Annotated in this window: 12 protein-coding genes; 8 read left to right on the forward strand and 4 right to left on the reverse strand. The window is 68.6% G+C overall.

Annotated features, from left to right (window positions below; all coding sequences use genetic code 11):
* The first annotated feature begins 25 nt into the window (after window positions 1–25).
* Window positions 26–751 carry a hypothetical protein gene (locus ACWDNU_RS18035; RefSeq protein ID WP_449669685.1) on the forward strand — a complete coding sequence of 242 codons (726 nt, stop codon included), beginning with the start codon at window positions 26–28 and terminating at the stop codon, window positions 749–751.
* On the opposite strand, the gene ACWDNU_RS18040 is transcribed toward ACWDNU_RS18035, so the two are convergent.
* Window positions 693–1,232: a DUF2165 domain-containing protein gene (locus tag ACWDNU_RS18040; RefSeq protein ID WP_449669686.1), complete on the reverse strand. Its 540-nt coding sequence runs from the start codon at window positions 1,230–1,232 to the stop codon at window positions 693–695. The genes ACWDNU_RS18035 and ACWDNU_RS18040 overlap by 59 nt on opposite strands.
* Window positions 1,233–1,270: 38 nt before the next feature.
* On the reverse strand, window positions 1,271–5,212 hold the full coding sequence (locus tag ACWDNU_RS18045) for an nSTAND1 domain-containing NTPase (protein WP_449669687.1): 3,942 nt from the start codon (window positions 5,210–5,212) through the stop codon (window positions 1,271–1,273).
* Between the two features lie 709 nt (window positions 5,213–5,921).
* Here ACWDNU_RS18045 and ACWDNU_RS18050 point away from each other — a divergent pair.
* The 5 genes from ACWDNU_RS18050 (at window position 5,922) to ACWDNU_RS18070 (ending at window position 14,337) form a co-directional block, all read left to right on the forward strand.
* Entirely contained in the window at window positions 5,922–7,817 is a 1,896-nt protein-coding gene (locus ACWDNU_RS18050; RefSeq protein ID WP_449669688.1) for a dihydroxy-acid dehydratase domain-containing protein, read from the forward strand.
* A 493-nt stretch (window positions 7,818–8,310) separates the two neighbouring features.
* Window positions 8,311–8,904, forward strand: a complete 594-nt coding sequence (locus ACWDNU_RS18055) for a TIR domain-containing protein (protein WP_449669689.1) — start codon at window positions 8,311–8,313, stop codon at window positions 8,902–8,904.
* Window positions 8,901–10,550, forward strand: a complete 1,650-nt coding sequence (locus ACWDNU_RS18060; RefSeq protein WP_449669690.1) for a KGGVGR-motif variant AAA ATPase — start codon at window positions 8,901–8,903, stop codon at window positions 10,548–10,550. The genes ACWDNU_RS18055 and ACWDNU_RS18060 overlap by 4 nt, the downstream gene beginning before the upstream one ends.
* Before the next feature lie 11 nt (window positions 10,551–10,561).
* Window positions 10,562–11,167: a hypothetical protein gene (locus ACWDNU_RS18065; protein ID WP_449669691.1), complete on the forward strand. Its 606-nt coding sequence runs from the start codon at window positions 10,562–10,564 to the stop codon at window positions 11,165–11,167.
* Complete coding sequence (locus tag ACWDNU_RS18070) at window positions 11,164–14,337, forward strand: helicase HerA domain-containing protein (protein ID WP_449669692.1); 3,174 nt, start codon at window positions 11,164–11,166, stop codon at window positions 14,335–14,337. The genes ACWDNU_RS18065 and ACWDNU_RS18070 overlap by 4 nt, the downstream gene beginning before the upstream one ends.
* 56 nt (window positions 14,338–14,393) lie before the next feature.
* On the opposite strand, the gene ACWDNU_RS18075 is transcribed toward ACWDNU_RS18070, so the two are convergent.
* The gene (locus tag ACWDNU_RS18075) at window positions 14,394–15,296 is read right to left on the reverse strand and encodes a hypothetical protein (RefSeq protein WP_449669693.1); all 903 of its coding nucleotides are present in this window, start codon (window positions 15,294–15,296) and stop codon (window positions 14,394–14,396) included.
* Between the two features lie 237 nt (window positions 15,297–15,533).
* On the opposite strand from ACWDNU_RS18075, the gene ACWDNU_RS18080 reads away from it, so the two are divergent.
* Window positions 15,534–15,707 (forward strand): hypothetical protein, encoded by a 174-nt coding sequence (locus ACWDNU_RS18080; protein ID WP_449669694.1) that lies wholly within the window; start codon window positions 15,534–15,536, stop codon window positions 15,705–15,707.
* Between the two features lie 114 nt (window positions 15,708–15,821).
* Entirely contained in the window at window positions 15,822–17,015 is a 1,194-nt protein-coding gene (locus tag ACWDNU_RS18085; RefSeq protein WP_449669695.1) for a helix-turn-helix transcriptional regulator, read from the forward strand.
* A gap of 3 nt (window positions 17,016–17,018) precedes the next feature.
* On the opposite strand, the gene ACWDNU_RS18090 is transcribed toward ACWDNU_RS18085, so the two are convergent.
* Window positions 17,019–19,940, reverse strand: coding sequence for a tetratricopeptide repeat protein (locus tag ACWDNU_RS18090; protein WP_449669696.1), 2,922 nt, complete (start codon window positions 19,938–19,940; stop codon window positions 17,019–17,021).
* Between the last annotated feature and the right edge of the window lie 192 nt (window positions 19,941–20,132).

Below are 20,132 nucleotides of genomic sequence, written 5' to 3' on the forward strand. Positions count from 1 at the left end.
AGCGGGTTCGCGCGACACTGCGCAGGTGATCACGATGCAACCGGTTGTCGAGGTGCGCGCGCGGGACGGCTTCGGCCTCTGGCCGGTCGCGGAGTTCGAACCGGGCAGCTATCTCGCGCTCGGTGGCAGTCTCACGGCCCGTGAGGTCGGGACGGTGTTGATGTGCATCGCCAGCTGCAACGACGTCGACCCGGGAGATGACGGCCGTCCGCCCCGTCCTGCCGACGAGTTGGGGTCGTTCCTGCACGGCCTGCTCACGGTCGACACCCTGTTTGCGTCCGGCGGCCTGCGGGTGACGGACACCGCCTCGGGTGCGGTGCTGCTGCCGGGTTGTTGCAGCGGCCTGGAGGACTGGCGCGAGTGGAACCGCGTCCTGGAGATCGGCGGCCAGGCTTGGTTCGGGCACGATCCCACCCCGTGCGCCGAACGTCGCGGCGACGTCGTCCGGTTGACCGTCGACGCGGAGCGGAGCGACAGTCCCGTGATCGAACTCCCGGCCGCGGCACTCCAGCGCTTGCTTGCCGCCGTCGAAAACGATCTCGTCGATTTCCTCGCATTGGCGACCGAATGGGCCGCCAGGAATCTGCCCGGCTGCGCCTCCTCGGTCATCGCGGCTCTCGCCCGGGTCCTCGACATCGAGTCCTGTTCGTTCCGTTCGGAAGGGCCGCCGTGCTCCCGGAAGGAGCAGCCGGTCAGCTCTCGTCCGGTACACCCGCCGCGCGCCTCGAATCCCTCGTGGCGAGGTGGGTGAGCACGAGGCCGAACGAGGCGATGATGAGGTTTTGCAGGGCCGGCTGGAGGCCGTTCCACTTGCTGGATTGCCACATTTGAAACCATTCTCCGCCGATCGCGATGAAGCCGACCCCGAAAAGCGTCAGCTGCAGCACCCAGCCAAGGTTGGACAGCTGTTTCGCTGTCGACAGCGGTCGACCGGCGACGTGAGCCCGTATCCAAGCGGCAAAACCGGCGATGAGTGCCAGCGCGGTGAGCAGCTCCCACGCGATGATGGCGACGTAAACGGCGTCGGCAAGACCGGGGCTGGTGATGGCACGCCACATCATGTGCGGTGACTGAAATGTCGTGTCCATTGCCAGGACGTGATGGACGAATTCTCGATTCGTATCGAAGTCCGTGATGTTGCCGACGACGACAAGGGTCATTTGCAAGGCTGTCAGCCCGGTGAGAACTGTGGCCGCGGCGGCGAGAGTGCCGATTCTGCTGAAGATGCGCATGGCTGGACCTTATCTGTTTGTCGTGAAGTTCCAGAGAATTATTCACAGGGTGCGCGGTAGGATATTTCCGGGATGTGCAGTTGCGATTGCCGGGGAGTGAGGACGTTGCCGGTCGACGCGCAGATTCGCCGGATGGCCTGCTGCTCGTCGAGATCCCAGATTCGGACGGCGCCGTCTTCTCCGCCGGTTGCCAGGATTTTCCCGTGCGGATAGAAGGGTGTTATGTGGACGACGCCCGCATCGATGCCTATCGGTTGGCCCAGGGGCGTCGCGTCCGCCGCCGACACGGTCCACAGGTGCAATTTTCGATCGGTGCTGCCGGTTACGAGCATCCTGCCGTCGGGGCTGAACGCGATGGAGTTCACGGCCTCGGTGTACCCGACGAGAGGCCGGCCCAGCGGGGTCGCGGGATCAGCGATGTTCCACAGCCTGAGTGTTTGATCATCGCTGCCGGTGGCGAGGATGCGACCGTCGGGGCTGAACGCGACGGACAGCACTGGTTTCGTGTGCCCGGCAAGAGGCAGTCCGAGACGTGCCGCATGTGCGGGGTCGGCGACATTCCAGAGCTGCACTGTGCTGTCGTCGTTGCCGACCGCGAGGATGCGGCTGTCGGGGCTGAACGCCGCCGAGTTCACGTTCGACGGGGTGCTGCCGGGAATCGGCCGGCCTAGGCGCACCGGATCTGCCGGGTCGTGGATGTCCCAGAGTTGCAGGCTTCGATCGTCGTCGGCTGTGACCAGAAGACGGCCGTCCGGACTGAACAGAACGGGGCTTCCGTATTTTGTTTTCAGCCGGAGAGCAGGTCCGATCGGCGCGGGGCTCGGGGGAGCGGCGACATTCCAGAGTTGAATTGTGCTGTCGTAGTTGCTGGTGGCGAGGATGCGGCTGTCGGGACTGAAGGCGATCGAGCTGACGGCCCCGCTGTGGCCCGTCTTCGAGAGCCACAGCGGATGTGGATGCGTTATGTCGGTGACGTCCCAGAGCTGCCCGGCGTTGTCTTCGGAACCAGCGGCCAGGAGGCGTCCGTTCGGGCTGAAAGCCAAGGATGCGATGGGTGATTCGTGACCCAGCAGTATGCGGTCGGGTATCGACCACAGCCGCGCCGCGCCGTCGCCGCTGCCGACGGCGAGGGTATGTCCGTCCGGGCTGAACATGACTGAGAAAACGTTGCCGTTGCTGGCGGACAGCGGTTTGCCCAGCGGCACCGCATCGGACGGGCGGGAAAGGTTCCAGAGCTGCGCGGTGCTGTCGCCTCCGGAGACGAGCATGCGGCCGTCCCGGCTGAACGCGACTTGCCAGACCTCTCCGACGTGTCCGAGGAGAGGCTTGCCGAGAACGGCCGGACCCCCGGGCGCGGAGAGGTCCCAGAGGCGCCCGGTCTTGTCTTCGCTCCCGCTGGCCAGAGTGCGGCCGTCGGGGCTGAAAGCCACCGAATGCACGATGCCGGAATGGCCGAGGAGCGGCTGTCCTCGTGGCGCCGGCCGGGCGGGGTCGGTGACGTCCCAGAGCCGGATCGTGTGGTCGTTGCCGCCGGAAGCGAGGGTGCGACCGTCCGGGCTGAACGCGACGGTCCGCACGAGTCCGGTGTGGCCGGCGAGCGGGCTTCCGAGCGGGACCGGGTGCGCGCGGTCGGAGATGTTCCACAGCCGTACCGTGCGATCGCTGGCGGCGGCGGCCAGGGTGCGTCCGTCCGGACTGACTGTGGCGGTGTAAACGGTGCCGCCGCCGCTGTCGGTCGGAAATCCCAGCGGATGCGGGCGGGCGGGATCTGCGACGTCCCACAGGCGGATCGTGTGGTCGTCGCCGGCGGTGATCAGCGTGCGGCCGTCCGGGGTGAAGACGGCCGAAGCGACCCAGCTTCCGAAGCCGGCCAAGGGAACCCCGAGCTGACGCGGTCGGCCGCGGTCGCGGACGTCCCAGAGCCGGACCGTGCGGTCGGCGCTGGCGGTGGCCAGGACATTTCCGTCGGGGCTGAAACCGGTCCAGTACACCGCGCCGTTGTGGCCGGTCAGCGGTGTGGCCAGCGGGCTCTGTTGGGTGGCGAGCAGCCGGGTCAGCACATTCTGATCGGCTGGACGCAGCTGGTGCGCGACGAGATCGAGCTGTGCCGCCAGCGAAGGGTCCGACGCCTGCAGCCGGTCGGCTTCGGCGACGACCTGCTGGAACTGGGCTTCGTCCCGTTGCCGGATGGCGACCACCGCCGTTGACGCCGCGACGAGCGCGAAGACGACCACGGCGGCCATGGCGGCGCGCCGGGCCCAGCTGTTTCGGCGGCGGTGCCGGGAGGATGCGGCGAGGAATTCCTGGGCTGTGCTCGTTACGTCAGCGGCCGGGGCTGCCTTCATCCACTGCGCGGCCGCCTCCAGGCGCGCGCCTCGGTAGAGCAAGGACGCGTCGCGTTCCTGGCTGTCCCAGGCTGTCGAGTCCTCTTCAAGCCGTTGCCGCAGCAGGTTGCCGGCCCGGTCCTGATCGAGCCAGCTCCGCAGCCGCGGCCAGGCTTGCAGCAGGGCTTCGTGCGTGATTTCGACCGATCGCTCGTCGAGCGTGACCAGCCGGGCCGCGGTCAGCATTTCCAGCGCCTTTTCGGCGGACGCGGGATCCTCGGCCTGGTCGACCAGCTGCTGCCGGGTCGACCGCCTCCGCGTGTCCCGCATGTCCTCGCTGACCCGCACCAGCCGCAGGAGAATCGCGCGCGCGGCGGTTTGCCCTCGCTCGTCCAGATCGCCCCACACCCGTTCCGCGGTCGCGGCCACCGCACCCCGGATTCCGCGGGCTGCCTGGTATGCCTCCACGGTGAGCCGGCCGGGCTGGCGATGCTGCCAGGTCGCCAGCAACGCGTGCGACAGCAGAGGCAGAACTCCGGCGTCGTGGAGGCTTTCCGCCGATCCGGTGTGCGTGCGTGCCGCACCGGCGCCGACATCGCGGACGATCAAGTCGACGAGCCCCGGCTCCAGTTGCAGGCCGACCGACTTCGCGGGGCCGGTGACGGCCTCGCGCAGCTCGCCGGTGGTCATCGGACCGAGAACCTGCAGGTTGCCGCTCTGCGAGGCGGCCGTGAGTTCCGGGTATTCGAGGCAATGGACGAAGAAGTCAGCCCGCAACCCGAGCAAGACGACAGCAGGCCGTCCGCTGGCGGCTGAAGCGGAGCTGCTGATGGCGTGAAGAGTGCGGACGAACAGGCTTCGCTGGAACTCGTCCGCGCACAGGGTGAAGGTTTCCTCGAATTGGTCCACGATCAGCACCAGCTGAGTCGTCGATCGCGCTTTGCGGTCGAGGTGTTCCGCGATGGCGACATCAACCGCTGCCAGGAAATCGGCCTCGATGCCGTCAGATTCCTCTTGTCCCAGTGCCGTGGAATTGTCGTCGGCTTCCGTACTGCGCAGATCAGCCAAGAGCTTTACGGCATTCTCAAGTTCGGGCACCCGTGCGGCGAGTTCGCGGATCGGATTGTCGCGCGGCGTCATCGTGACGGTTGTCCAGCTGCCGGGTTCTTCCAGCCTCGGGAGCAGACCGGCGGCGATCAGCGACGACTTCCCGGCTCCGGATGCCCCGATCAGCATGACCACGCCCGCGCCTGTCTTGGCCGCCAACCTGGCGACCAGGGCGTCGGTGCTGCGACGGCGTCCGAAGAAGGAACCGGCGTCCTCTTGCTTGAACGACGCCAGGCCCCGGTAAGGGCAGGTGTCAGTGGATCCGGGCTGCTCAGGGATGTCACCAGCTGCGGAAGCGCCGGGAATCGGGCTGTCGAGTGCCTGCTTCCACAACTCTTGCCAGGCAGCCAGGTTGTACAGGTCGGGCACGACCGGGGCGGGACGCAACTGGCGTGCCTGCCCGATCAGGATCTCCAGGACGACCGCCAGCGAGGCGAAGCGGGCAGGGACGTTCCGTCCTCGTCGCCAGTCGCTGACCCGCTGCGCCGCGACCCTGACGGGACGACCCCGTTCGTCGGCCCGTCGCGCTCGCAGAACTGATTCGGTCACCCGCTTCAGCGGAGGATCGCCCGCTTCGGCGTAGAGCAACGCGAAACGCTCCGCGAATAACCCACGCGGCTCGAAGCCCACCTCATCGCCCTCCCCAAGCCGATGTCGCCACTGCAGTCAGGGTGTCGTGCGTGCTTATGCGGCTGCCGCTGCCGGGCGGAGATTCATAGTGGTCACCGCGGCTCGAGAACGCAAGGTGATCTTTTCCGGGGCTGGGTTTAGGGGACTGCCGGGGCAGCTGTGCACGTTCGGCTGTCCGGACCGGAAAACCTGATCGGGTCTGTGACCTCGGTGTTTCCGAACGGCGAGCGGGTCAGGAAGATCCACTGGGCGCGCAGCGGCACCAGACTGGACGGGAAGACCGCGGCAGCGGCGTCAGCTCGTCCGGGCACCGGGTTCGGCGTCGCACGATCTGTCGAGGGGGCAGCTCGTGTGACGCCGCGGTGACACAAGGAAGAAAGCCGGACACTGCGCCGCCACCATGGCGCGGGATCGCCAGATCGTTTTTCGCGAGAGCCGGCCCCCAGCGGCCTCGTGATCTGGCGAGGAAAGAGGTGACGGGGCGCGCGGGCACTGCTTGCTCAGCCCCGTCGCCTCGCCTTGACGAGTGTCCGCGGCCGTCACGAACTCGCCGGTGTTCGGCCAGCCCGTTGGTGCGCATACGTTTCGAACTCGCTCTCAGCCGCCGAAGCGACGGTCGCAGGGAGAAGTGTCGCTGCCCCGAGCCGCACCGGGCGACGCCGAGATCATGGGGGCTTCGGCGAACCCCGCCCGAGCTGCGCTCCCGGCCGGATCTGCGACGATGGGGACGATCGTGTCGAAGACGGGAGAGCTGATGGACGAGTCGAGCCGCCGGGATGTGTGGCGTCCGGGCCAGGACTGCCAGGCGGTGGCCACGGCCCGGTCGCTGGGCCAGGACGTGGACAAGATCCACGGGGACGCGTGGGGCGTCGTCGGGACCTTGGGGGACAGCGTCTGCTACGTCGGCGTCACGGACAAGGTCACGGCGATCCACGATGCCCTCGCGCGCCGGATCCGCGAGCGCGACCTGCCCGTCCGGCTGCTGGCCCCGAACTACTCGGGCGGGATCTCGGACGGCCAGCGCAACGGCACCCCGCAGATGCGGTACTCGCTGATCGGCCGCGAGACGACGAACGACGGGCTGTCGCTGCATTTCGAGGGCAGCGAGATGCGGGGAATCGTCGCCGTGGTGGCGTGCGACAAGCCCCCGGTCGGCGCCACGGCCGCGATCCTGGAGCGCAACGTGCCCGCGGTGGTGCTTTCCGATGGTTCGATCCGGCCGGGCACGGATCCCGAGACCGGGGAAACGATCGATTTGGTCAGCTGCTTCCAGGTCGCCGGGGACCCGGACGCGGCCAAGCGCGAGCGGTGGGCGCGCAACGCCTGTCCCGGGCACGGCAGCTGCGGCGGGATCTTCACCTACAACACGATGCAGTCCTTCATCGCCGTGCTGGGGCTGGAGCCGCTGCACATGGTGTCGCCGGCGTCCGAGGACCCGCGGCGGGTCGAGGAGTTCCCCGAGCAGATCGTGGACTGCCTGGAAATCATGACGCAACGCGCGATAACGCCGCGCGATCTGGCCACCCCGCTCGCGTTCCGCAACGCCGCCGTCGTCGCGATCGCGCTGGGCGGGTCGACGAACGTGGTCCTGCACGCCCCGGAGATCGCCCGCGCGGCCGGCATCGACTTCTGGTCCGAGGTGATGACCCAGGAGGAGTTCAACCGGCTCTCCCGGACCGTCCCGGTGCTCGTCAACGCCCGGCCGTTCGGGCAGTACAGCATGGTGGACATCGACGCCGCCGGCGGCCTGCAAGCGGTGGCGGCGGAACTGCTCCGGCACGGCCTGCTCGACGGCTCCACCCTGACCTGCACGGGCGAAACCCTCGGCGAACAGATCGAGCGGCTAGACCCGCCCGCCCCGGACGGTCGCGTGATCTTCTCCGCCGCCGAACCATTCAAGCCCACCGGCGGCCTGCGCCTGCTCTCCGGCAACCTCGCCCCCGACGGCGGCGCGGTGATCAAACTGGCCGGAGTGGAGACGGGCGTCGTCGACGGCCGGTTCGAGGGACGGGCGCGCGTCTTCGACAGCGAGCAGGAACTGTTGCGGGCGCTCATCGAGACGCCCGACGAGTTCGCGGACCGGGACATGGTCGTCATCCGCTACGAAGGCCCGCGGGGCGCTCCCGGCATGCCCGAGATGCTCGACCCGACCTCGCGGATCACCGCGCTGTGCCGGACGAAAGGCATCTCCATCGCGCTGATGACGGACGCCCGGTTCTCCGGCGGGTCGGTCGGCCTGGTCATCGGACACGTCGGCCCGGAAGCCGCTCTCGGTGGGCCGATCGCGCTCGTTGAGGACGGTGACACGATCACTGTCGATCTGAACACCGATTCCCTTGAGTGCACGGAATTGGCTGATCCTGCGGTGTACCAGGCGCGTGCCGCTCAGTGGCAGGAAGCCGCCGCTACCAACGGGGGCGTTCATCCGCTGGTCCGGCCGGTGTCGACTCGTCTGCTCCGCCGGATGCGTGCGCTCGCCGCGTCCGCGATCGATGGCGGGGGGATGGCGGAGGCTGTTCGCTGACACGGCCCGGGTTGTGGGGTGCGGCCGGTCCGTCGAGGAACTGCACGTGGGCAGCTCCGGTCCGGGGGCCGGCCAGTGTGTCCGGCGACCCTGAGCTGGTTGCTGATGGTTCCTCGCTGAGATTCAGCGGATTCGTGTGGCAGTCGAAAGGCCGCGTCGGCGATTGGTTTCGTAGCGCTGGATGGCGTCCGCGTACCGGAGGGTGAGCGAGATGCCGTCGTGGCCGTGCAGCAGGCGGGTCCGATGCCGTCGGGAACGGCGAAGACCGGCCAGCGCCTCTGTCGGACTACCCGGCGATCTGTCGTCGTTCGCGCGACCTGTCAGCCACCTTTCGGCTCGCGTGTGCCGGATTCTGTCGAGGTATTCGTGCAAGCCAATTACGACGGCGGATCGGGCCCATGTCCCCTTTCTGGCCAGTTGACTGGCCAGTTGTCCAGGTAATTTCCATTATCTGTCGATTTTCGTCCGTTGCCCGCCGCATATCATCGTTGGCGTGTCCGAGTACGAGTTCGACCTTTTCATCAGCTACAGCCGTCACGGCAGCGTGCAGAAATGGCTGCTCAACCACTTCTACGGAAGGCTGCGTGAATGCCTCGCTGACGAGTACGGCAGCCTGAACGTGTACCTGGACCGGCAGATGCCCAGCGCGGTGCACTGGCCGTCCAATCTGCGGGACGCGTTGCAGCGCAGCAAGATCATGGTTCAGCTGCTCACCCCGCCCTACTTTCAGTCGTCCTGGTGCATGGCCGAGATGCGCAGCATGCAGGCAAGGGAGGAGATGCTCGGACTGGCGGGGCGGGGTGCTTCTTCCCAGGGGTTGATCTACCCGATCCTCTACGCGGACTCGGAGAATTTCCCCGAAGAGGGAAAAGTACGAGCCTGGCGGGATTTCAAGGACGTCGCTTACCCGGATCCGTGCTATCAGCAGAGTGTTGAATACAACAAGTTCCACCAGAAGGTCAAGGAGCTCGCCAGGGACCTGGCGCAGTTGGTGGCCCAGGCGCCGCCGTGGCGGCCGGACTGGCCGCTCGTCGAGGTACCGGAACCAGTGCTGCCGCCGACTCCTCCGCTGCCGAGGTTCGAATGACGACCGGCGCCGTGCTCACCTTCTATTCGTACAAGGGCGGGGTGGGCCGCAGTTTCACGCTGGCGAACGTGGCCGTGCTGCTGGCGCGCTGGGGGTACCGGGTGCTCGCGGTGGACTGGGATCTCGAAGCGCCCGGGCTGCACCACTACTTCGGACCGAAGCTGGTCGAGCAGCCGGAACGCGGGATCGTCGACCTCGCGCACGACTTCCTGCACAGCGGCGGATCGCCGGGGACCCCGCGGGACTTGGAGTCCTACGCCGTCCGGGTCGGCGTCGAAGGCGGCCGGCTCGATCTGCTGGCCGCCGGACGCGTGGTGTCCGGCAAACTGGACGACTCCTATTCGAAGCGGATGCAGTCGCTGAACTGGGAGGAGCTGTACCGGCGAGGGTTCGCCGCGTACCTGGAGCGGTGCCGGGCGGCGTGGACCGAGGCCTACGACTTCGTACTGCTCGACAGCCGGACCGGTGTCTCCGACATCGCCGGCATCTGCACCGCGCATCTGCCGGACCGGTTGGTCGTGGTGTTCACTGCCAACGACCAGAACCTCGACGACGTGGTGGACGTCGCCCAGCGGGCCGACCGCGCCCGTGACCGCCTGCCCTACGACCGGCCCCGGCACTCGGTGCTCCCCATTCTGTCCAGATTGGACAATCGAGTCGAGTACGAGCGCGCCGAGCAGTGGCAGCGCAAATGCGCCGAGACCGTGGCGCCGCTGTTCGGCAACTGGCTGGCGCAGACAGTCCCGGTGGACCTGATGATGCGCCACCTCACGGTGCCCTACGTCTCCTACTGGAGCTTCGGCGAGCAGTTGCCGGTCCTGGAGGAGGAGGTGCCCAAGGCGGACCAGATCTCCTACGCGCTGGAAACGGTCGCGTCGGTCATCGCACAGGACTTCGACCGCACCGACGTGCTGGCCGACAACCGTGACGCCTACGTGGCCGCAGCGAGGGACCGGTGCCGTGAGTTCGACCTGGACGTGCTGGTGTCGAGCGCACGGCAGTCCAAGGTCGCCGCGGAACTGATCGAAGAACTGCACCTGCTCGGCGTGCGCGCCGACCGGTCCTTGTCCGGCGACCCGGGATTCCTGGCCGAGGCCACCGATTCGGCCCAGCATTTGTGCCTGGTGGTCGAGGGGCCGCTGAGCCGCTGGCAGATCACCGAGTCCGAACGGTTCCTGCGGCACACGCTCGGGCCGGAGGGCAGGCATCGGCAACTGTTCTGCCTGCTCGCCCGCGGCATCGATCGCAACGAACTGCCGGGCTTCGTGCGCAATCTGCACCACCTGGAATTCACGCCGGAGGTGCGGCCTGTCCGGGTGGCCAGACAACTGCACCACCTGCTCACAGCCACCGGGGCAGGGCCGGACCAGGAGGCGCTGCGGACCGCGGCGGACGCGCTTCGCGCGCTGCCGGAAACCCTGCCCTACGCCGAACGCTTCGCACTGGTCGAGGACACCGTGCGCGGGATGGCCACCGCGCTGGACCGCGGTGATCTGGCCCTGCTGCTCGACCGGTCGGCGGACCTGGCCTTCCTCGGCAGAGCCCACGGCGACGGACCCGGGGTGCCCGCGCCCCAGGCGCTCCTCGACGCGACGAGGGCACTGCTGAGCCGGATCGATCGACGGATCAACGCGTTCACCCAATGAAAGGCGGCGAAATGCCGGAGCAGTACTCCACGAATGCCAGAGCCGCACTGCTGGCGCTGGTGCTGGCCAACCGGGACATGCTCAACACCGAACTGGCCAAGGACCACAAGATCCGGCTCGGTCCGGCCGAGCGCGACCGGCTGAACGCCGCCGGGCTGCTGGAAAGCTTGACGAATCTCCGGCCGATCGTGCACCGCATCACCGACGAGGGGATCGACTGGTGCATGACCGACCTGGTCCGCTCGGAACTGCCGTCCCGCTCGGGGCCGCAGGCTAGGCAGCAGCTCGACCTGCTGCGCCGGCTGGTGCCGTTCCTGCGCCAGCGCGGCCTGCTGGCGCAGGCGCTGCGGTCCGGGGACCTGGAGTCGCTCATCCGCGGCGTCTACGCCGAGCTGTCGGTGGGCGTGCACGACTGGATCCGCCTGGCCCGGCTGCGGCCGAAGCTCAACGGCGCGGACAAGGAAGAGGTGGACGCCGTGCTGGTCAAGATGGCGAAGACAGGCACCGTCCACTTGGCCCCCGACTCGAACCGCAAGGTGCTCACCGATGCCGACCACGACGCCGCCGTCCGGGTCGGCGGCGAGGACAAGCACCTCATCGTGATCGAGGAATCATGACCGACGACTTGCGCGAGGTCCTGGCCGTCCTGCGAATCAACTCCGCCGAGACCCCGGACGACGTCTGGCACCTTTCGCCCTCGCACATCGACGGCCTGCACGCCAGGGTCGAGCACAACATCAGGGCGGCCATCGAGGACGCCAGGACCAGCACGGGCCCGAGCCCGGTGGGCGTGGTCGTGCAGGGGGAGAAGGGAGTGGGCAAGACCCACCTGCTCGGCACGGTGCGCCGCATGGTGCAGCGCGAGGGCGGCTACTTCTTCCTGGTCGAGCTCACCACCGGAGACGCGTTCTGGGATGACGTCGCCGAGGCGATGCGCAGCGAGCTGCACCGGGCCAACGACGAGGGCGAGCGCCAGCTCACCGTGCTGCTTCGGCAGTTGTGCGCCGGTGCGGCGGTGTCCGATGAGGTCAGCAGAGCCATTGTGGGCGAGTCGGCATTGCAGCCCGATCACCTGCGCGCACTGCTCAACGGTCTCAGAAAGGCAGACAGCCGCATCGCGGTGGAATGCGCTGACACCATCCGGGCTCTGGTGCTCTACGGCTCCGACGCCGCGGACATCGGCCTGGAATACCTGCAGGGCCACGAAGGCAGCAAGGAGGACCGACGGTCCTGGGGCATGCAGCACCGCGCCAAGCCAACCCGCGTGCTCGTACGCGACATCTCCCGCGTCCTCGCATTGACCGGACCGTGCGTCGTGGGGGTCGACCAGCTGGACACCGTGGTCAACAAGGGGCAGGACGCCCTCGACACCCAGGAGACCGACGCCGAGGCGATCCGGGAAATCGCGCTGATCTCCGACGGCCTGATGGCGCTGCGTGAATCCACCCAGCGGACACTGACTATCGTGGCGTGTCTGCCCTACACCTGGATGCGGTTGAAGAACGTGGCCAGCGACACGGTGGGCGACCGGTTCACCCAGACCTCTTTCCTCGGGGCGATCCAGGATCCGGCGCTGGGCAAGAAGCTGATCGAGAAGTGGCTTCGGGTGATCTACGAAAAGCACGGCGTCGCAGCACCGCATTCGACCTGGCCCGTAGCCGCCAGCGCGTTCGGCGAGAGCTGGACGAGTTACACGCCGCGGCAGTTGCTCAAGCGGATCCACGCCCACGCCGAAGCCTGCCTGCACGGCGAGATCCGGGAACTGGGTTCCTTCGACGAGAAAGTGGTCCAGACCGTACCCGTTGCCGCGGTGCCGGATCATTCCCTCGACGAACTCGACGAGGAGTTCGCCCGGTTGCGCAGCGAGGTCGACCTCAGCGCACTGGCCATAAGCAAGGACAACGAGAACGACATCGCTCCTCCTTTGCTGTTGGCCGGGTTGAAGGCGTGGATCACCGAGTTCGGCAACGACGATCTGAAGTGGCAGCCGGAGTCGCTGTCGGACGAGAAAAGGCTGCACGCCAGCCTGCGCCGGCTCCTCGACGACGCGCTCGACGTCCAGGAGCAGTGGACCTTCCGGGTCATCTCCGGGGGCCACGGCACGACGGTGCTGCGCCGGATGCGCAACGCCCGCGACGCGGCGGGCATCCGGGCCGGGGCCAAAGACCGGCACCTCGTGCTCATCCGCTGGGGCAACCGCGGCTGGACCGGGCCGACCACCCGCAAGGAATTCACCGCGCTGGAGCGACTGGGAGTGCGGCGCTTCGACATGTCGGACGAGGACGTGCGGACCTTCAGCGCGCTGCGGGAAATGCTGGCCAAGCCGACCCACCGGTTGATCACCTGGCTGGTGGCGCGCAAGCCTGCCAGCGGCAGCACGCTGCTGCGCCACGTCCTGCCCCAGCCTGCCCAGAACAGGAACGGCCACCAGGAAACGCGGCCGCCGCCGGAACCGGCCCCGGCGAGACCTGCCATCCCGCCTCTCGCCGAGGCGAATCCCACCACGCCGAAGGCCCCGGCCGCCGAACCGGCGGAACCCCCGGCCGCGGAACCGTCCGCGTCGGCCGGCGATGAACTCGTGCTCGGGCTCAACGGAGAAATCCGCATCGGGCTGGAGTCTCTGCGCAAGCACGTCATCGTGTTCGCGGGGTCCGGCAGCGGGAAAACCGTGCTGCTGCGCCGGATCGTCGAGGAGTGCGCACTGCGCGGGGTGTCGGCGATCGTGCTGGACCCCAACAACGACTTGGCACGCCTGGGCGACGCTTGGCCCGAACCGCCTGACGACTGGCTGCCCGGGGACGCGGGCAAGTCGGCGGAATACCTGGCCAGCACCGAGGTCGTGGTGTGGACACCAGGCCGGGCGGGCGGACGTCCGCTCAGCTTCCATCCGTTGCCCGACTTCGCCGACGTCCGCGAGGACGCCGACGAGTTCGCGGCCTCGGTCGAAGCCGCCGTGGCTCGGCTGGTGCCGCACGCCAGGGTCGCCAACGAGACCAAGGGCGCCGTTCGCGGCCGGGCGGTCCTGCGCGAGGCGCTGACGCACTACGCCCGTTCCGGGAAACGGGACCTCAACCGGTTCATCGAATTGCTCGCCGAATTGCCGGAGGGAGTGAGCAACCTCAGCACCGGTGCCGCGATGGCCGCCGATCTGGCGGAAACCCTGCGGGCCGCGGTGGTCAACGACCCGCTCCTCGGCGGGCCGGGGGAAGCGACCGACCCTGGGATGCTGCTCACGCCGTCTGCGGGCAGGCGGGCCCGGATCTCGGTGATCAGCTTCATCGGGTTGCCGTCGGAGGAGCAGCGGCAGGGCTTCGTCAGCCAGCTCCAATGGGAGGTGTTCGCCTGGATCAAACGTCATCCGGCCGTGGACCGGCCGCTCGGCGGGCTGTTCGTGATGGACGAAGCGCAGACTGTCGCGCCTTCGACGGCGTTGACGGCCAGCACTCAGAGCACCATCCTGCTCGCTTCCCAGGCACGCAAGTACGGGCTCGGCCTGGTGCTGGCCACCCAGGCACCGAAGGGAGTGCACAACCAAGTGGTCGGCAATGCCACTACGCAATTCTTCGGCAGGCTGAACAGCCCGGCACAGGTGGCCGCCGCGACCGAGATGGCCAGGGCGAAGGGCAGTTCAGTGGGCAACATCTCGCGGCTGGAACGCGGGCAGTTCTACGCCACCGGCGAGAATTTCGCCTTCCGCCGGATGCGGGTGCCGCTGTGCCTGAGCCATCACCCGCCGAGTCCGCTGCGGCTCGAAGAAGTGCTCGACCGGGCCCGCGGGCGCCGGTGACCGACGGCGAAAGCGCCCCTCACCCGTTTCAGGTGAGGGGCGCTTTTCGCGTGGAGTCAGCGCACCACGGCCGCGACCTCAGTGTTGATGCGCTGCCACAGCGCGGCGAACAGGTCTTCCCGGCGGTAGACGCGGGGCTCGCCGGTGCTGCGGCCGAGCACCGAGAAGTCGTGCAGTTCGAGCACGGCGGCATCGGTCTCGGTGCTGTACACCGGGCGGGCCCAGCCGTTGCTGCACACGCTGCCGGTGTCGGTCTGGTGCCTGCCGACGACGAAGTTCACCGTCTCGTCCCCGCCGATACCCCCGCGTTGGATGTCCAGCGCGTACACGGTGTCACCGCCCTGCTCGACCCGGACGCTGATGCGCGAGTCGCCGCGGTGCACAGTGCCGACGAACCCGCTGCGCTCCAGGCCCGGCATCGCCGCGGTGAGCTGGTCGCCCAGGTATCGGAGGGTGGCTTCCTGTTCGGCGTACCGGCTGAACGTGGCGGGCACAGCTGGCGAGCTGGTGAGCCGCCGGGCGCTGGTCACCACCTCGGCGACCGATGCCTGCTCGGCTCCCGCCGATTCGGCGGCCTCGACCCGGGCGGCCAGCGCGTCGGTGAGCAAGTCGGGCCGCGCGAGGTCGAACCGCAGGTAGCTCACGTGCGGGTGCAGCAGTTCGGCGGGGACGGTGACATCACCGACGAGCACCGGCAACACGTGCTCGTCCCCGTTCTTGACCGCGCGCAGCATCGCGGCGCCGAAATCGTCCACGGCGGAGAGGAACGGCAGGAAGAACCGCACCGGCGCGGACGGCAGGTCTCCCCGGTCTTTGTGCCCCCACCACTCCTGGGTCTGGTCGGGCCCGTGCAGGACCGTCAGTCCGCGCTGCCGGCTCGTCTCGACCACCTCCCCGACCGCGGACCGCGATTGCTCGGTGAATGAAACGGCGACGTCGTAGACCGCGTTTTCCTTCATAACCCACCTTCCTGGCCGTCGCCGGCACCGCGCCGGCGAGCACCGGGGAGATTTCACCGCCGCTGTCGACCAGAAGTGGACGCGGTGTGGATCCCGCCCGTTTCCCGTTGACCGCCGCAAGGGGAAACGGTCACCTCCTTGTCGGCCGTCCAAGCTCTGATGAATCCTCGATATGGGCACCGGAACAGATCCGGAAAAGCCCGAAATCAATTCACCAATTCCTCAGGAGGATTCGTCATGGCCAAATTTGCGCCCGCTTTCGCTGCCGTCATCGCTTCGGCCACGGCCGTGCTGTGCCTGGCCGTCGCCGGTTCCGCCAGCGGTATCGCCCTGTCCTCGGACGAACCGAACACGGCACCGCCGACCACCGCCTCCGCGCCGAGTCCGGACGGAAACCCCTGGCACGACTGAATTGCCGGCGAAAGCGCGTCCCCAGTCGCCCGCGATCACCTCGGGGGCGACCGGGTGATTGCGCGGGACCAGGGCAGGTGCTGTACTCGAAGCCAGTCGGAGCGGGAGGCCCTGGTGACCGGAAAATTCGGGGAATTGCTGCGGGAATACCGCATCGCCGCCGGCCTGTCGATGGGTCAGCTGGCCCAGCGCGTCCACTACAGCAAGGGATATCTCAGCAAGATCGAAAACGGGCTGAAACCGCCGCACGATTCGATGGCCCGGCTCTGCGACGGGGAGCTCGGCGCGGGCGGCGCGCTGCTGGCGGCGGCGCGGTCGGAGAGGGAGAGCGAGGTGACCCTCGACCGTCGCCAGGTGCTGCTGGCCGGCACCGCGCTCGGCGTGACGCTCGCGGGCGGACCGCGGCCGGTGCCAGACGAACGAGTGGTCATCGGGATCCGCACAGCCTTCGAGCATCTGCGGCGGCTCGGCATGCAGACCAGTCCGGTGGTGGTGCTGGAATCGCTGACCGCGCAGGTGCGGACGCTCTGCGCGCTGGCAGGGGAGAACCCGGAGCCGACCAGGTCGCACCTGGTGCTGCTGGCCGCGCGGATCGCCGAGTACACCGGGTGGATGCAGCAGGAAGCCGGTGACGACCGGCGCGCGCTGTCCTGGACGAGGAAGGCCGCGGAACTGGCCGTCGCGGGTGGGGACCACGAAATCGTCAGCTACGCCTTCGTGCGGGAAGCCGGGATCGCGCTTTACCGGCACGATCCGATCGCCACGATCGAGCTGGCGCGCCGAGCGCAGCAGGCGGGACCGGCCGGTTCGCGCACCCTCGCGCTGGCCGCACGGCGGGAGGCGCAGGGCCACGCTCTGGCCGGCGATCGCAGCGAGTACGAACGCGCGCTGGACAGGGCACGGTTTCAGGTCGACGCGGCGAGCACCGACCCATCGGCGTACCCGGTGCTCGGCTCCACAGCTCCCGACCCGATCGGGCTGGCCCGGGGCTGGTCGCTGTGCGACCTCGGCAGGCCCGGTGAAGCGGCCGAGCTTCTGGACCGGGAGCTGACTCGGCTGCCCGCGGACTCGCGGCGCACGCGGGCGCGGTTCGGCGTCCGCAGGTCGCTGGCCTACGCCCTGGCGGGCGAGGTCGACCAGAGCTGCCAAACCCTGGCCGGAACGCTGGAGGACGCGGCCCACGTCGATTCGGCGACGATTCGGCTCGACTTGCGGGAACTGGCCAGGAACCTCGGCCGGTGGCATGATCGCGCCTCGGTCCGCGAGGTCTATCCGGAACTAAGGCGCGTGCTGCACCAGCGAGTCTGAAGCTCAGCACAGCCCCTCGCGACAGGCGCAGGTCAGTTCCGCCCGTTCAGTCCGGACCTCGCCGGCCTCGGGCAATTCCAGCGCGGTGAACTCCTTTTCGGCCGCCTCCCAGCTCGCGACGGCGTCCTTGCATCGGCCCAGCCGGTGCAAGCTTTGTGCGACACCCCGATCGGCGTGAGCCCGATGCCCCTGGTTCCCTGAGGTGGCCGCCAGTTCGAGTGCGGCCTCGTAGAGACGCAATGCCTCGACGTGGTCGCCCTTGGCCTGGGCGGTCGCCGCGCGGTCGCGGAAGAGCCGGGTGCGGAGGTCCGCGTCGAAGACCCCGGCGGCGATGCCGGCGGCCTTGGCCTGGTAGCGCTCGGCTTCGAGGATCCGGCCCGCCGACCGGTGCACGTTGCCGATGTTGGACAGCGCGTAGGCCATGACGCACGCGTCACCCGCTTCGGCGGCGAGATGGTGCGCCTCCCGGTGGTCGACCAGCGCCTCGCTGGGGAGTCCGAGGCGCTGCCGGACCGAGCCGAGGTTGTTCAGCACGTGCGCCAATCCCTGCATGTGCTGGGTTTCGCGCAGGATCGGCACCGCGGCGCGGTGCTGGCGCAGCGCGACGTCCAGCTTGCCGTGCAGCTCGTTGAGGTAGCCCAGATTGCTCAGCGCGTGTGCCTGCCCGCGCAGATCACCGGCTTCCTCGTACTTCTCCAGCGCGGCCTCGAAGTGGGTGATCGCCTCCGCGTGCCTGCCGAGTTCCATGGTCGGGATGGCGATGGCGCACAACGCGGTGGCCTCGCCCCTGGCATCGCCCAGCCGCACCCAGCAGGCGAGCGCCCGCCGAGCCAGTTCCAGGGCTGCGGCCAGCTCGCCGCGGCGGTTGTGCACGGTGGCCAGCCTGAGCAGCACGTGTGCCTGACCGGCCGTGTTCTCCTCGTCCGAGGTCACCAGCCGCCGGGCCAGTTCCATCGTCTCGGCCCAGTCGTCGAACTGGCTCGTCGTGTGGAAATAGCGCCAGATGAGCACCGCCAGCCGCCAGGCGTGCTCGGGCAAGTCGTGCGCGGCTGCGTAGCGGATGGCGGCGACCAGGTTGTCCCGCTCGGCGGTGATCCACGCCGTCGCGGCGTCGGGGGTCTCGAAGGTCCGGGCCACCGGCGACGTGCGGGTCACCGCGGGCAGTCGAGCACGCTCGAACGGGTAGGCCGTCCCCGCCGCGTCCGCCAGGGTGACCAGGTAGAAGTCGAGCAGCCGGAGCACGGCGCCGGTGTGCTCGCCGGGCTCGGCCGCGGCGAACTCCTTGAGCGGGTCCAGCATCTGGTACCGCTCCGGTGTGACCTCCTCGACCAGGCACACCTCGTGCAGTTCGTCGAGCACCAGCCGGGCGTGGGTGAGGGGATTGTCCACCAGCGCAGCGGCGCCCGCGACGGTGACGTGCGGCCCCGGTGCGTGCCCGAGCAGGCGGAACATCTCCTGCTGGTGCTCGCCCAGCTGCTGATAGGAAACCCGGACGGCCGCGGCACCCGCGTCGTCACCGGTGTCGGCGTGCCAGGGCCCGTTTTCGGCCAGCAACCGGAGCAGGTGTTCCAGCGGCCAGCGGTCGTGGCGGCGGAACAACGCGGCGGAGACACGGATCGGCATCGGCAGGTGACCGCATCGCTTGACCACTTCGGCCACCTCGGTGGCGCGGCCGGTGACCCGCAAGGGCCCGGTCAGCGTGCGGAACAACGCGGCGGCGTCCTCGGGCGGCAGCGGGGCCAGCCGCACCTGCTGTCCGGTGTCCGGCTCGCCGACCCGCCTGCTCGTCACGATCGCGAAGCAGTCCGGGGCGTCCGGGAGCAGGGCGCGGACCTGCTCGGCGGATTTCGCGTTGTCCAGCAGGATCAACGTCCGGGTGCCGTACAGCTCGTTCTGGTACATCGTGATCTTGCGCCCCGGCGAGGCGGGGATCTGTTCGGCGGGCACCCCCAGCTCGAGCAAGAGCTGGGTGAGCGCGTCGCCCAAAGTCGTCGCGGTGACGTTCGGGGTGAACCCGTTGAGCCGTAACAGCAACTGCCCGTCAGGGAATCGCTCCCGCAGCCGGTGCGCGGCTTCCACGGCCAAGCCGGTCTTGCCCACTCCTGGTGCGCCGCTGACCCATACGGCTTTCTCGCCGGCGCCCGCCGCCGCGGCGATCAGGTCGAGTTCGGTTTCCCGGCCGGTGAAACCACCGGGCCGGGACGGCAAGGAACTGCCGGGCTCGCCGCGTTCGGCCCGGGCGGCGATGTTGCGGAGCCTCGCTTCCGGTTCGAGACCGAGCTCAGCGAGCGCGTCGCGCGCGCTGTGGAACACCCGGATCGCCTCCACCCGATCACCGTTGGCGAGCAGCGCGCGCATCAGCAGTTCGGCGTGGCGCTGCCGATCCGGTTCCTTGCCGACGATGCGACGCAGCCGGTCGCGCGCCGATCGGTGGTCGCCGGTGGTCAGCTCCAGTTCGGCGAGATCGCCGACGGCGTCGAAATAGCTGTCGGCCGGCGAGATCACGTCCGTGCCGCCCACCCGGTCGATGTCGATGTCCTCGAGGAAGCGCCCGCGCCACAGGTCGACTGCGGAGCGGAGCAGCTCGATCTGGCGGCGTGGATCCTGCTCCCGACGGGCCTGCTCACGCCACTGGTCGAAGCGGTGGAGGTCGATCTGTTCCGGGGAAACCCGCAGCAGGTAGCCGGTCGCGGTGGTCTCGATCGCGACGTCGTCGGCCGGTGCGAAGGCCTTGCGCAACTTGTTGATGTAACCGCGGACCAGTGTCCGGCGCCCGGGGTTGGCTCCCCAGACGATCTCGGTCAGCCGGTCGGCGGAAAGCGGTTTGTTGGCGTGCAACAAGAGCACGACGAGCACGAAGCGCTGCTGCTGGTCGCCCAGGGGCGCCGGAGCGCCGTCGTGCCACGCCTCCATGGGGCCCAGCATCCGAAAATCCACTCCGCCTCCCTGTTTGCGAGCTTGATGTCCCTCACTAGGTCGTGCAAGCGCCCGTTCGTGTGTCACCGAAAATGGCCAGTTTTCGTCCTGTATGCCCTCGGGCGCGGACACCTTCTTTTCCGGGGCAGCACGGACCGATCCACGACATGTCCACTTCTGGTCCACTAACCCGTCGCAAGC

The sequence above is a fragment of the Amycolatopsis sp. NPDC003676 genome, from assembly GCF_053587275.1.